Annotated in this window: 9 protein-coding genes; 6 read left to right on the top strand and 3 right to left on the bottom strand. The window is 54.8% G+C overall.

The window, feature by feature from the left end:
* Window positions 1-240 precede the first annotated feature (240 nt).
* The 4 genes from DTHIO_RS19805 to DTHIO_RS10090 all read left to right on the top strand — a co-directional run bounded on the left by DTHIO_RS19805 (window position 241) and on the right by DTHIO_RS10090 (window position 6,469).
* The gene (locus tag DTHIO_RS19805; protein WP_008870195.1) at window positions 241-954 is read left to right on the top strand and encodes a 4'-phosphopantetheinyl transferase family protein; all 714 of its coding nucleotides are present in this window, start codon (window positions 241-243) and stop codon (window positions 952-954) included.
* Window positions 951-1,508 carry a chemotaxis protein CheD gene (locus tag DTHIO_RS10100; protein ID WP_008870194.1) on the top strand — a complete coding sequence of 186 codons (558 nt, stop codon included), beginning with the start codon at window positions 951-953 and terminating at the stop codon, window positions 1,506-1,508. The genes DTHIO_RS19805 and DTHIO_RS10100 overlap by 4 nt, the downstream gene beginning before the upstream one ends.
* Window positions 1,509-1,624: 116 nt before the next feature.
* On the top strand, window positions 1,625-2,896 hold the full coding sequence (locus DTHIO_RS10095; RefSeq protein WP_008870193.1) for a metallophosphoesterase family protein: 1,272 nt from the start codon (window positions 1,625-1,627) through the stop codon (window positions 2,894-2,896).
* Between the two features lie 69 nt (window positions 2,897-2,965).
* Window positions 2,966-6,469, top strand: a complete 3,504-nt coding sequence (locus tag DTHIO_RS10090; RefSeq protein ID WP_008870192.1) for a YhaN family protein — start codon at window positions 2,966-2,968, stop codon at window positions 6,467-6,469.
* On the opposite strand, the gene DTHIO_RS10085 is transcribed toward DTHIO_RS10090, so the two are convergent.
* The 3 genes from DTHIO_RS10085 to DTHIO_RS10075 form a co-directional block, all read right to left on the bottom strand.
* Entirely contained in the window at window positions 6,457-7,800 is a 1,344-nt protein-coding gene (locus tag DTHIO_RS10085; protein ID WP_008870191.1) for a B12-binding domain-containing radical SAM protein, read from the bottom strand. The two genes, DTHIO_RS10090 and DTHIO_RS10085, sit on opposite strands and share 13 nt — an antisense overlap.
* A gap of 95 nt (window positions 7,801-7,895) precedes the next feature.
* Window positions 7,896-9,500: a tetraether lipid synthase Tes gene (tes, locus tag DTHIO_RS10080; RefSeq protein WP_008870190.1), complete on the bottom strand. Its 1,605-nt coding sequence runs from the start codon at window positions 9,498-9,500 to the stop codon at window positions 7,896-7,898.
* Between the two features lie 408 nt (window positions 9,501-9,908).
* Entirely contained in the window at window positions 9,909-10,841 is a 933-nt protein-coding gene (locus DTHIO_RS10075; RefSeq protein ID WP_008870189.1) for a DMT family transporter, read from the bottom strand.
* A gap of 133 nt (window positions 10,842-10,974) precedes the next feature.
* Here DTHIO_RS10075 and DTHIO_RS10070 point away from each other — a divergent pair, with 133 nt between their 5' ends.
* Window positions 10,975-11,841 carry a LysR substrate-binding domain-containing protein gene (locus tag DTHIO_RS10070; RefSeq protein ID WP_008870188.1) on the top strand — a complete coding sequence of 289 codons (867 nt, stop codon included), beginning with the start codon at window positions 10,975-10,977 and terminating at the stop codon, window positions 11,839-11,841.
* Between the two features lie 202 nt (window positions 11,842-12,043).
* Window positions 12,044-13,714 carry a BCCT family transporter gene (locus tag DTHIO_RS10065; RefSeq protein WP_008870187.1) on the top strand — a complete coding sequence of 557 codons (1,671 nt, stop codon included), beginning with the start codon at window positions 12,044-12,046 and terminating at the stop codon, window positions 13,712-13,714.
* The last annotated feature ends 127 nt before the right edge of the window (window positions 13,715-13,841 follow it).

The raw sequence follows: 13,841 nt of genomic DNA, 5'->3' as shown, positions 1-13,841 counted from the left end.
CGACACCGATGGCCAGAACAAGAGTACACACAAAATATGCTGAACAGTTACAATTAGTTCTAAAAAGTGTTGTCACTATTCAGCAAAGTCTAGGCAGTTGCAAATCATGTTTGAACCTTTTCAGGATTTGGTATAACCATAAAACTTCGTTTTGAACCAGAACCTGATTCCCGTAAGAAGCTCACCCCTGAGATTAAACTGATTCCGGATGAAAACTGAAGTATACCACAAGGACCCTTTATGCTGCATAGATACCCGGCCACAAACATATATGCCCTGGACATATCCTCCCTGGACCCGGACCAGGACAGGTGGAAGCCGTGGCTTGGCCAGGAACGGATCGCGGCCCTTTCCAGGCTCCGGAAAAAACAGGACCGGTCCAGGTGCGCAGGGGCTGGGCTGCTCCTGGCTTATGTTATAAAAAAACATGCACCCGGGTTTAGTGTCCCTCCCCTTACGGTGACCGGCTCAAACGGCAAGCCGTATTTGCCTCAACTGCCTGAACTCCAGTTCAATATCTCGCATTCCGGAAAATGGGTGGTCTGCGGCGCAGGAGACAAACCGCTCGGCCTGGACATTGAAAAAGTACAAAGGGATATCACGGCAGTGGCCAGGAGATACTATCCACAAAGGGAACTTGACTGGCTGCAAACCCTGCCTCCCAACAGACGGCAGGCCGCACTGATCCAAGGCTGGGTGCTCAGGGAGAGCTGCATGAAGGCCACAGGCCTGGGACTTAGCCTGCCTTTAAAAGATCTGGAGATAGTTTTTAACCCCGAGGTACAGGTATACCTTACCCGCAAGGGGGTAAAAACCCGCTGCGCAGCAGCCCTGTGCGCCTTTGATGACCAGGAGTACCGCCTGGCCTTGACTGTTATGGATGCAAGTCATCCCCCTTCTTACACCCTGGAGCACATTGATCTGGAAACAATTACAGGCACCGAAACGTTATGAGAAAAAATGTAAACATTCACATAGGTGAATACCATGCCAGCGCCAGTCCATCCATCATCCATACGGTTCTTGGATCATGCGTTGCAGCATGCCTTTTCGACCCCCGCAGCCTCATAGGCGGCATGAACCACATCCTCCTTCCGGGAAAAGCGGACCTTAATCACTTTGATGTTTCCGCCCGCTACGGGGTCAATGCCATGGAGCTGCTCATCAACAGGATGATGAAACTGGGGGCAAAGCGCAACAGCCTTCAGGCCAAGGTCTTCGGAGGCGCTCACGTGCTGCCCTCCATCTCCAGGGAAAACGGAGTAGGGGACAAGATATCCGCATTTGTCATTGAATTTTTGCAAATGGAAAATATCAGGCTGATAAACAGCGACATTGGTGGATCTGATTCCAGAAAAGTCTTTTTTTACACTGATACCGGCGATGCTTATGTCAAAAAGCTCCCTTCTCTCCAGTTACAAAAAATCGCCCGCAAAGAAAAAAAGGCTTCCAGGCGGGTCAAAGACATCGCCGGCAAGCCGGGCGACATCACCCTGTTTGAGGACTGATGCCGCTTTCCCCCAGCGCCCATCACTCCATAACTCATGCCCTCTGCCCCTTTCTCCATGCTCCATGCCCTTAGCCCCTTGCCCCCCGCACCCACCCCTGTTAAACTGTTCCCATCATGCTTACATTCATCCACGCCGCAGATATCCACCTGGACAGCCCTCTGCACGGCCTGAGCCGCTACGAGGGAGCACCGGCCCGGGAAATACGCCAGGCCACCCGCAAGGCCCTGGACAACCTGGTAAACTACGTACTGGAACATCGCATCCCCCTGCTGCTCATTGCCGGGGATCTCTACGACGGTGACTGCCCGGACTTTCAGACCCCGCTGCACTTTTCCGCCCAGATGAGCAGGCTGCGGGAAGCCGGGACCCGGGTGGCCCTCATCCGGGGCAATCATGACGCCCAGAACAGGATGACTAAGTCTTTGCGCCTTCCGGACAATGTCTTTACTTTTTCAGCTGCCAGGCCCGCCACCTGGAAACTGGAGGACCTGGGCACTGCAGTTCACGGTCAGAGCTATGACCGGGAAGCCGTCCTGGAGAATCTGGCCCTGAACTACCCGGACCCGGTCCCGGGCATGTTCAACATAGGCCTTCTGCACACATCCCTGTCCGGCACTCCGGAACACAGCGGATACGCCCCGTGCACCCTGAACCAGCTCCTGGCAAAGGGCTACGACTACTGGGCCCTGGGACACATCCACCGCCATGAAATCTTGCACCGGGATCCGCCGGTCATCTTCAGCGGATGCATCCAGGGACGCCATATCCGCGAACCAGGGGGCAAAGGCTGCATGCGCGTGGACGTGGACCCTTCCGGCAGGATAAATATCGAGCGGGTGGAACTGGACGTCCTGCGCTGGCAGCACATGGAACTGGACGTCTCGGGGCTTAAGACCCGGGGGGCTGTACTGGACCTGGTCAGCCGGGAGCTGGAAAACATATCCGCAGCCAGAGACAGTGAAAAACTCCTGGGCCTGCGCCTCACCTTAAAGGGCACCACAGGGGCCTTTTCAGACATTATGCATGATTTTGCCGGACTGCAGGCCGAGATCCGCAACCTGGCCACGGACATCTCCGGACAAACCATCTGGGTGGAAAAAATTTTCAACCAGTGCACTCCGGCCCTGGACTGGGAGGAAATCAAGGCTTCGGGCACGGCCCTGGCCCATCTGGCCGGATATATGCAGGCACTGGAACAGGATCCGGAACTGTTTAAGTCCCTGGACCTGGATCTGACAGAGCTTAGGGCCAAGCTTGGCGGCACCGGGGTGGAACTGCCGGACCTGGACGACCCCCACACCAGACAGGAGTATGTATCCCGCTGCCGGGATATGGTCATGACCCTGCTGGCCCGGGACATGTCCAGTACCGGAAACGGCTCCTGAGAATATAACCGCGGCTCCAGACCCATACCCCGGACCAGGACTGCAGACTGCGGGAAAGCGTAGACAACCATGAAAATAAACACACTCAAACTAAAAGCCTACGGGCATTTCACCGGCACAGAGCTCCAGCTGGAACAAAACGGCGGCCTGCAACTCATCTACGGTCCCAACGAAGCCGGTAAAAGCACAGCCCTGCGCGCCCTGACCACCCTGTTTTACGGCTTTGACCACCAGACCAGAGACGGATTCCTGCACCAGAACAAGGACCTGGCCGTGGGCGCCTGCCTGGAGCTGGACAGCGGACAGCAATGGGAAATCACCCGCTACAAGAGGCGCAAGAACGATCTTCTGGACGCATCTAACAGTCCCGTGCCCCAGGAAGCCGTAAACAGGCTCATGTCCGGCATGAGCAGAGACATGTTCTCGGCAATGTTCGGCATAAGCCATGACAACCTGCGGGCCGGGGGAAAAGAAATCCTGCGGGCCCAGGGCCATCTGGGCCAGGCCCTTTTCTCGGCCGCAGCCGGGATCATGCACCTGCGCCGGGTCCGGGAAGACCTGCACAAGCGGGCCGACGAACTTTTCCGGCCCAGGGCTTCATCCACCCGGATCATGCAGAAAAAGTCCTCCATGGCAGAGCTGGGCAGGGAACTGCGCCAGGCATCCATCAAACCCGAGCGCTGGAAAAACCTGCAGAATGAACTCAAACAAAAGCTCCACCAGAAGCAGAACACTCTCTCCCGGCTTAAACAGCTTGAGGCCGACCTTGCGTGGCACTCCACCTGTATCAGGGCCCTGCCCCGCATTGCCAGGCGCAGGGACCTGCTCAGGCAGCTCGGGGAACTGGAGCATGTCCCCAGGCTGGAGCAGGACTTCAGCCAGCGCAGGGTCAAGGCGGCAAGCAGCCTGGAAAACGCCCGTCAGGATCGCCGGGACCGGCAAAAGGAGCTGCAGGACCTTGAACAGGAGCTGTCAGAACTGGAAATTGATTCCGGTCTTATCCGGTTCGCTCCGCGTATCAGGACCCTTTCCGGCCAGGTGGCCCTGATACAGCAGGCCATGCAGGAACTGCAGGACCTTGAAGCGGAAAAGATCACCCTGGAGCAGACCATCCAGGACAAAAAGGCCATGCTTGGCAGCTCCGTATCCTGCAGCGACATGGACCATCTGGCCCCTGATCGCAAGCATCAGAGCCGCATTCAGGAACTGGCCAGTGAAAAAAGCTCCCTGGACCAGAAGGCAAGTCAGGCCCGGGAATCCATGCTGGAACAGGCCCGTATCCTGCGCCTTTGTCGCAGAGATCTCAAAAAAATGCCACCGCTTCCGGACATTGAGCTTCTGGATGCCGTATCTAAGAAACTAACCTCTGGAGAAGACCTGCAGGACAAGATCCGCAAGGCCGGGGAAAAAGTACAGAGCCTGCAGCTACAGATCCAGGCCGGTATATCCTCCCTGGGACTTGCCAGCCTGGATTCCCGGAGCCTGCCCGGGCTGCCTCTGCCCCTGCCTGAAAGCCTGGAGCGCATGCAGAGTCTTCTGGATGCAAAAGAAAAGCAACTGGAATCCGCCCGCCACAAACACCAGGAACTGAACCAGGAACTGGCAGACAGACAGGCAGAACTTGAGCGCAGGCAGAAAGAACATGCCCTGCCATTGCCCCGGGACCTGGAGTCCCGGAGGAAGGTCCGGGACCAGGGTTGGAGTCTTATCAAAAAATCATGGCTGCAAGGCACGCAGTCCCCTGAAGAGATCCATGAATACCTGCACCAGACCGGAGGAGAAGACCTGGCCTCCAGCTTTGAACAAAGCATATCAGAGCTGGACCAGACCACGGACCAGATGCTGGACCGGGCACACCACCTGGCCAGACTCAAGGCCCTGCATGATGAAATCCAGGCCTGCAGCCAGAAGATTGACCAGGCCAGCAAAGACCTGGATAAGGCCGGGGCCGATTACCAGCAGGCCTGCCGGGAATGGCAGGCCCTCTGGAGTGAAACAGGCATTGAGCCCCTGTCCCCCCGGGAAATGCAGGCCTGGCTGTACAGGGCCCAGGAACTTATCCGCCAGGTCCAGGAAAAACAGCAGTACCAGCAGGCCCTGGAAGAATACGAGCAGGAACTGCAGAGCCTTTGCACCCAGGGCGCAAAGGCTCTGGAAAGTGCCGGATACAGCGCCGCCCAAGGACATGACCCGGCCACCCTGAACCGTATTATTGATAAGTACCGGGACCGGGCCAGGGATGATCTGGCTGCAGCTGATCTGTTGCGCAAGGAAATCCGCAGCGCGGAAAAAAAGCTGCAAAAAGCCGGGGAGCAGGCCGGCGCAGTCCAGGAAGACCTGAATACTTGGAGGCAAAACTGGATCCGGGCTCTTGAGTCCCTGAGCCTTGACCCTGACAGCGATATCCGGACCGTGCAGGAAGAGATCCAGCTGCGCCAGGACCTCTTTGCTGCCTGCGGCAGAATGCGCTCCCTGCAGCAGAGAAAAGCCGGCCTGGAACAAAAAGTCCGGGAATTCGAATCTGCGGTTCAAGGCCTTGTGCAGGAACTTAAGCGAAACCCCGGCAGGGCCTCTCCTCTGGAAATCCTGGAGGCGCTCGCCCTGGAACTGGACCAGGAAGAGAAAAAGCAGTCCAGGCAGGAGCATCTGCAGCAGGAGCGACGTAAAATACGCACAAAACTGGACCAGGCAGAAGGCAGAATCCAGACCCTGCAAAGGGAACTGGAACAGCTTTGCAGAGAAGCCGGGGCAGAGCACCCCGAAGAACTGCCCGCCCTGGAGGAAAAGGCCGCAATGAAGCAGGAACTGCGCACAGAGCTAAGACAGCAGGAGGAGCAACTGCAGGAACTGGCCGGAGGCGAGGACCTGGAGAAATTCATAAATGACGCTTCCGCCCGGGACATGCAGGAACTGCAGGCTTTGTCCACAGAGCTTGCAGAGGAAAAAGAGGAGCTGGAAAAAAAGCGAGAGGAAATAATCAGTGAACACGCCACCCTGGAAAAGGAGCTGCAGGACCTGGACGGAACCTCAAAGGCCGCGGATATTAGTCAGCAGATCCAGGAGCAAAAATCCGAGCTTGAACAGGAGGTGCAGGAATACATCCAGCTTCGCCTGGCCGAGGCCATCCTGAGCTCCGAGATGGAGCGCTTCAGACAGGCCAACCAGGGGCCGGTCCTGGAAATGGCCGGCAAAACCTTGAACAGAATCACTCTTGGCTCCCTCACCGGCATCTATGCGGACTACGATCAGCGCGGCGAGCCCGTGCTTAAAGCCCTGCGCATGGACGGCACCGGTCTTGGAGTGGAAGAAATGAGCGACGGCACCAGGGACCAGCTCTTTCTGGCCCTGCGCCTGGGCGGGATCAGGCATTACCTGGACAACAATCCTCCTTTCCCCTTTATAGTGGATGACATTCTGGTCCACTTTGACGATGAAAGATCCGCACAGACCCTGCAGGAACTGGCCCTTCTGTCTAAGCAGACCCAGGTTCTGTTCTTCACCCACCACACACACTTACTGCACCTGGCCAGACAGCACCTGGACCCGGCCAGGCTCCAGATTCACGAACTCTGAGCCTTCAGCAGCCTGGGCACCATGAACAGATTGCGCATTCCGGCTACAGGATGAGCAAGAATCTTGCCGGGATGCAGATAAAAGGACACGTAGGCCTTTTTTATCAGCCTCTCCAGTTCCTCAGCCCTGACCCGGTCAGGTTTGATTGTAGCGTGCATGCCGTCGTATCTGGACCAGTCAAAGGTCAGTATACGGTCTTTTACCTCATTGTACAGTCTGGTACCGGGATAGGGGGTAAGAATGGAAAACTGGGCGGTCTTTGGATTGAGCTTGTTTGCAAACCTTATGGTATTTTTGATCATCCTGCTGTCCTCGTTCAGGTTGCCGATTATAAAACTGGCCAGGGCGTCTATACTGTATTTCTTCAATATCTCCAGTGCCCTGAATGAGGTCTCGGCAGTGATTTTCTTGTTGTAGCTTTCAAGCACCCTTGGGTCAGGGCTTTCCACGCCCAGAAACATCATCCTGACCCCACTTTCAGCCATACCCTGGACCATGTCTTCATTTTCCACAATGGTATTCACCCTGGAAAAACAAAGCCACTGGATGTTGAGATCCTTTTTACAGATCAGTTCGCTAATGCGTACGGTCCTCTGGGGGTCCAGTGTGAAATTGTCGTCAACAAACAAAATATTGGAAACCTGGTATCTTTGCTGTACATGCTCGATTTCATCGAAAATGGCTTCCGGTTCCCTGGCCCGCCATCTGGCTCCGAACAGCTGCGAGGAAGCGCAGAAGGAGCAGTTGAAGGGACAGCCCCTGCTGCTGATCATTGATGTGGCCCTTTTTTTATTCAGGTGGGTCCTGTATTTGTCCATGGGCAAAAGATCCCTGGCCGGAAAGGGCAGAGAATCAATGTCTTTTGCAATACATTGATCCGGGTTGTGCACCGCCTCGCCTTCCAAAAGATAAGAAACAGCCGGCACATCTTCCAGAGAGCGTTCTCCTGCCAGAAATTCAGCCAGGTAAAGCATGGGATACTCACCTTCTCCCCTGACTACGTAGTCCACATACCCGGATTTCAGGCTCTCTTCCGGCAAAAAACTTACATGCGGGCCTCCAAGAGCAACAGGAACCTGATGCTCTCTGGCCTGAGCAGCCAGGGCCAGGGCTTTGTCATGTCTTGGTGTATCCGCGGATATTCCAATCAGGTCGAAACGCCTGAATCCTGGATACTCCCCTGTATCAGAAGCGTTCAGATCCAGCAGATGAACATCATGGCCGGACTTTCTCAGCATCCCGGCAATATAGGCTATGCCCAGGGGAGGAAACTCCTGGGTAAACTTCTTGTATGCACTGTGAAAGGGGGTGTTGATCAAAAGGATACGCATATTTACCTCCTTCATGCCTGAAAACATCAACTCTCATCAGCAGATGGGTGAGCCGGCACCGCCATTTTTACATGTCGGTACCGGACATTCCCGGATCAGGAGGCTGCGGTTTCCGTCTCGGCCTGCCTGTTTTTATTCAGTGCCCTGGCATACATTTCCTCTACCCTGTAACGGTGACAGGGGCCGCTGTTCCAGGTGCAAAAGGGGTACAGGCGGCCTTCAGGATCGGCATAATGCACAGCGCAGTACTGGACCCGGTCCAGTTCATAGTTGTACAGATCCTGGAAATGCATGGCCGCAGACATGATAATCTCGAAACGGCGGCCCTGAATGGCCTCTTTCTGAACCTTTTTGTCAACCTTGTGCCCTTCTCCCAGATGAATCAGGCTGTCTACAAACTGCATCAGCGTCTCATGATCCCAGCCCTCAGGGGCGTTTTCCCGGCGGAAATGTTTCTTGAGTTCGCCCTTGAACTGTAGAGACAGGGCATTTTTCAACCAGGGATAATGCTCCAGCCGCCCGGCCTTTTTGTTCAGGCTGGCCGCAAGGGCTTCAACATCCAGAAAGGCTGGAAAGGGCACAGCCTGGCCGGTCTGTTTGTCCACAACCAGATAGGTTACACATCCGCAATGGGGATGACAGTTTGTATGTGCCTTTTTTTCGCCGGTCACCGCTTCCAGGAATCTGGACAGCGGAGAGACAATGGAAAAAGGATACCAGTCACGGTGCATATCCAGTAATCCAGTCTGTTCCTGCAGTTCCCTGGCCAGATCAGCAGTGGTGAAGCGCATCTCCTGGCGTCTGGATTCGTCTATGCGGCCGGTAAAAGACACTGGCTGCCAGCTTATGGCGGTTACAACCTCCGGGTTTCTTACGGCAAAGCGCAGTATGTCTCCCACCTGATGATCATTAAAGCCTTTGACGATGGTGGGGACCAGGGCCACCCGGATTCCGGCCCGCCCCAGGTTGTCTATGGCCTGCATCTTGGTCTCAAACATAGGCCGGCCTCTTGTGTCGCGGTATATATCATCGCTCATGCCGTCGAACTGCAGGTACACAACATCCAGACCAGCTTCGGCAGCCTTTTCTGCAAAACCATAATTACCGGCGAACAGCACGCCATTGCTGGCTGCCTGGACCTGGGCAAACTCCCGGGACTTTGCCAGACGTACTGCATCCAGAAAATGGGGATGTATAGTAGGCTCGCCACCAGCGAACTGCACGCAGATCACAGGGTGGGGACCCAGAGCTGCCACGGAGTCAATTACATGGTTGATCTGCTCCCAGTCCAGCTCGTATACTCGGCCCATGGCATTGGAATTGGCAAAACAAATGGGGCAATTCAGGTTGCACCGGTTGGTCAGATCAATGTTGACCATGGAAGGAAAAGACCGATGACTGGGGCATATCCCGCAATCGTGGGGACATCCCTGTTCCACCTTTGTTTGAGGCCTGTCCAGTCCTGCCGGTCTTTCATAATGGGTGCGGCGCATTTTCATAAAAAAATCCCTGTCTGCACTTATGATCTCTCTGAACTCCCCATGTTCCGGGCAGGTTTTATACATCAAAACCTGTCCGTTCTCCTCCACCAGCTGGGCCTCTATTGTTTCACGGCACTCCGGGCAAAGACTTCTGGTGGATAGAGGCAGATTTTCAACGGTCTGTTCTGTTTTTTTACCCCATATCTTATCCAGAAACATAATCCATCACCTCACTTGAACATTATTTTGTGCTTACTACACAAAAATTTTTCTACGACTGAATAATTAAATCTTGCCTGGCAATAAATTACTACAAACTGACTGGTGTACACTATTAAACCTATATACAGCATTGAATTGGTGTAAAGGGATTAATTAGTTGTTAAATATGGTAAGAACTTCTGTGCAGATAATGAAACAGGCGAGCAACTGCCCTTGGAAATGTAAATTAATCAGTTTTTTTGCCAGCTATCCTGCTAAGCAGTCCCCATGCCACATGCAAATAGATAAACTGTTACGCTGTTCAAAATCTTTAATTCTGCCTTAAAAAGAAGGAAATATCATTTTTATATTGCGGTAATGTTTCCGGTATACGGTAAGACATAGCAGATATATTTCTTAGAATCATCATGCTTCAGCCAGGGTTTTATTCCTGTCCCTGCCGGCCAGCCACGCCCCGCAGGTCACGGCCAGGGCGGCCAGGGCCAGTTCCATTCTCCAGGCCTCCATCCCGGCCAGGATAAGCAGAGTGGTGGCCACCACCGGCACTGTATAGCAAAGGGCGCTTAATAAACCTGCATGGCCGTATCTAAGGCCCTGACCCCAGGCCATGAAAGCAAGTCCATAAGGCCCTATGCCTATACATGCGGTGGTCAGAAGGACTGCAAAAGACAGATCCAGAACCGTGTGTTCCAGCAGCAAATGCAATAAAGCAGCAGCAATCCCGGCCCATGCGAAAATGCCTGCATGCAGCCCGGCATTAGTCGGAAGCCTGCCCAGCATAAGGGAATATCCAAGCCAGCATGCCCCGCTGGCCAGACCCAGGGCATAACCGGCCGCCCTACCCGGGTCCATGGTGCTTCCGCCCTGTCCCTCGTTTCCGCTTAACAGAGCCAGGGCCGCACCAGAAAAAGACAGCAGAAGACCTGTCCACATGTTAAGCCCTGGCCTTCTTCCGGCACTGATGCAGATAGCAGCCGCCAGGCCCAGGGGCCACAGATATGTAATCAGAGCCACCTCGGCAGCCGGGGCCTGCATCAGAGCTGCAAAATAGAATACCACCGCCCCCAGCAGAAATCCGGCAGCCAGAAAAACATCTCTTTGTCCATGGTCATGCCATGGCTTTCCATATATTTTCCTGCGGGTTTTGCCCCAGGTTAAGACGGCCAGGGCGGCTGTAAAAAGAGACATAAAGGTCAGCTGCAAAGGGGGAACCTCTCCCGCCATGAGGCGCAGCAGGGGCAGAAAACCCCACATGAGAACCGCCATACTGCCCAGTAAAGTCCCTTTTAACTGCGATATTTCAATCCTGTGTCCGGTTTGTCCTGCTATTACACTCATGCTCTATCTCCATGGCAAATTTACAGTCATTAAAGTTAGTAACATCCATTAAACAACTGGTTGCCTTTTCCTGGTAAGCTGGTTATAAGCATCAAGCAAATTAATAGTTTTGAACTAAGGATCAATTATTTTGATGAATATCCCAAGACCCGTACTGGACCTGAATCTGGCCATAACTTTTGCAACCATAGTGGATTGCGGGGGATTTACCGAGGCGGCCCGCAGGCTGAACCGCACCCAGTCCAGCATCAGCATGCAGATGAAAAGGCTGGAAGATGATGTGGGCAAAAGACTTTTAAACCGCAGACCAGGGCAAATTGCCCTGACCCCGGCTGGAGAGGTCCTGCTGGACTATGCCCGCCGCATGCTTCACCTGAACGAACAGGCCTGGCAGGCACTTAAAATTCCGGGGGTGGCCGGAGCTGTCCGCCTGGGCATCCCGGATGATTACGCCTTTTATCTGCCGGACATCCTGGCCCGTTTCGCTGAACTCTACCCCGGGGTCACTCTGGATGTACGCTGCGAACTCTCGGTGGAACTTATGCAGGAGATCCGGGGAGGAAATATCGACCTGGCCCTGGTGACCAGACAGCCCAAAAGTCCGGGCGGACATGTGCTGCGCTCGGAGCAGCTGGTCTGGGCCGCGGCGGTACATACCGCCACCGAGCACCAGGAAGTGCTTCCCCTGGCCCTTTTCCCGGAAGGATTCTGTGTATTCAGGGAAATGACCCTTGAGGCCCTGGCCGGGGCTGGACGCGAGTGGCGCATCGCCTATACCAGCCGTTCTCTGGAGGGCCTTCGAAGCGCTGTTTCAGCCGGCCTGGCCGTAACAGTTGTCACCCGTTCCATGCTGCGCGGCGAACTGCGCGAAATCGAACCGGAAGGCCCGGCCGGGCTGCCCGTCCTGCCTGCAGTGGAAATCGCACTGCACCGCAGTCCGGGAAGGCCTTCCGAGCCGGCCCAGAGGCTGGCTGAACTCATCCAGGAAAACCTGGGGTGATTAAAAAAAATGCTGAACAATGCTTTCACTGATTGACATGTGTTTTCAAGCTTTTAATGAATACCAGCATATTTTGTAGCCATTCAGGGGGTTCCTCTGTGGTGATTACTTGCACCAGGCCATGGGGACAGTCCCGCCACTGAATGTCACCACATTATGCACTGGCTTTCGTTTTAATATTCTGGCTTCAGGAGACAAATAAATGGCTTTTCAGAAAGAATCCGGGATCTTCAAGGGCATGAACGCCCGCCTGACTGTAATATCCACTGCGATTATCCTGGCGGCCCTTGTATACGGAGCATTTTATACGGAGATTTTGTCGGACAATCTGAGCGCAGCCAGGGATTTTCTCAACCCCTTCCTGGAATGGTATTATGTGATCCTGGTGGCCTTTCTGCTTTTTTTTATGGTCTGGCTGGGCATCGGACACTACAAGGACGTCCGTCTGGGCCACGATGACGAAAGGCCGGAGTTTTCCTTTGTCTCCTGGGTGGCCATGCTTTTTGCAGCCGGAATGGGCGTGGGCATAATCTTCTGGTCGGTGGCCCAGCCTGTTTTGCAGTTTCACGACAATCCCTTTGTTGAAGAAGGCGGCACCCCGGAAGCCGCCATAGCCGCACTCAGGCTGACTTTTTTTCACTGGGGCCTGAACGGCTGGGCGATTTTTGCTTTTGTGGGTCTGGTCCTGGCCTACTTTTCCTTTCGCCGTGACCTGCCCTTGACCATCCGCTCAGCACTTTACCCTATCCTTGGAGAAAGGATCAGGGGGGTATCCGGGGACGTTGTGGATACCCTGGCTGTATTCGGCACGGTTTTCGGCATAGTTACCACACTGGGTCTGGGGGTACAGCAGCTCAATTCAGGACTCGGGGCTGTATTCGACCTGGAGGCTACTCTTTTTCTGCAGCTGGTGATCACCGCCTGCATCATGGGCATTGCCGCCGTCACAGTGGTTTCCGGGCTGAACCGCGGAGTGCGCTGGATGTCTGAGCTGAACCTCTGGCTTTCGGTAGCGGCGATGGCTTTTCTCATGCTCTGGGGGCCCACCAATCACCTCATAGCCATGACCGTGGAGGCGGCCGGCTATTATGCTCAAAATCTGCTGGTGATGAACCTGTATACCCATGCAGCCCTGGAGGACGGCTGGCAGGCGGAATGGACGGTTTTCTACTGGGGATGGTGGCTGGCCTGGGCGCCTTTTGTGGGCATGTTTATCGCGCGCATCTCCAGGGGCAGGACCTTCAGCGAATTTATCATGGGTGTACTTCTGGTGCCCACCGTGGTGACCATGGTCTGGATGGGGCTGTTCGGTGGCTCAGCCCTGTACCAGGAACTTTTCGGCTCCGGGGGCATAATCGATGCTGTCGAGGAGGACGTGGCCGTGGCCCTTTTCGCCATGCTGCAGGGGCTGGACCTGGGACTTGTAGGAATTGCAGCCTCTATTGGAATGCTTCTGCTCATCGCCACCTTTTTAATCACTTCTGCCAATGCCGGCACCCTGGTGGTCAATACCATACTTTCCGGCGGGGATCCCGAGCCTCCGCGCATCCACAGGGTCTTCTGGGCCGTGGTCCTGGCCCTTTTGACTGCAATACTTCTGGCGGCAGGCGGGCTGGAAGTGCTTCAGTCCGCGGTGATAATGGGAGCCCTGCCCTTTTCTCTGGTGGTGGTGGCCATGACAGCCGGCCTGTTGCGGGCCCTGGAAGATGAAAAATGCGCCCACAGACGCGGCAAGCGCACTGAAACACCCAGGGAACCCTGGGCGGATCTGGATGACGCCGGTATAAAACCCGTTAGAGCCGTGCCTGAAAAAATCCGGGATTCCTGCAGAACCAAGGGTAAAAAGCCTGAGTACTGGCGCAGCAACCAGTAATTATGAGCCCTTCTGAGCTGTCTTTTTGCAGACGCATCTTAAAATCCACTTGTGCCCCGGGCAGGGGTAGGATATACATTGTCACAGGATTCCGATGTGATTTCTTTCAGGCCCGTGCAAAAATCAT

Origin of the sequence: Desulfonatronospira thiodismutans ASO3-1 (genome assembly GCF_000174435.1) — a bacterium.
Classification (GTDB): Bacteria; Desulfobacterota; Desulfovibrionia; order Desulfovibrionales; family Desulfonatronovibrionaceae; genus Desulfonatronospira; species Desulfonatronospira thiodismutans.
The sequence above is the reverse complement of the archived record's forward strand: the minus strand, read 5'-3'. Positions and strand labels throughout refer to the sequence as shown.

Coding starts and splice junctions, on each gene's coding strand:
- DTHIO_RS10100 (WP_008870194.1), top strand. CDS start 951: ATGAGAAAAAATGTAAACATTCACATAGGTGAATACCATGCCAGCGCC.
- DTHIO_RS10075 (WP_008870189.1), bottom strand. CDS start 10,841: ATGAGTGTAATAGCAGGACAAACCGGACACAGGATTGAAATATCGCAG.
- DTHIO_RS10065 (WP_008870187.1), top strand. CDS start 12,044: ATGGCTTTTCAGAAAGAATCCGGGATCTTCAAGGGCATGAACGCCCGC.
- DTHIO_RS10095 (WP_008870193.1), top strand. CDS start 1,625: ATGCTTACATTCATCCACGCCGCAGATATCCACCTGGACAGCCCTCTG.
- tes (WP_008870190.1), bottom strand. CDS start 9,500: ATGTTTCTGGATAAGATATGGGGTAAAAAAACAGAACAGACCGTTGAA.
- DTHIO_RS10085 (WP_008870191.1), bottom strand. CDS start 7,800: ATGCGTATCCTTTTGATCAACACCCCCTTTCACAGTGCATACAAGAAG.
- DTHIO_RS10090 (WP_008870192.1), top strand. CDS start 2,966: ATGAAAATAAACACACTCAAACTAAAAGCCTACGGGCATTTCACCGGC.
- DTHIO_RS19805 (WP_008870195.1), top strand. CDS start 241: ATGCTGCATAGATACCCGGCCACAAACATATATGCCCTGGACATATCC.
- DTHIO_RS10070 (WP_008870188.1), top strand. CDS start 10,975: ATGAATATCCCAAGACCCGTACTGGACCTGAATCTGGCCATAACTTTT.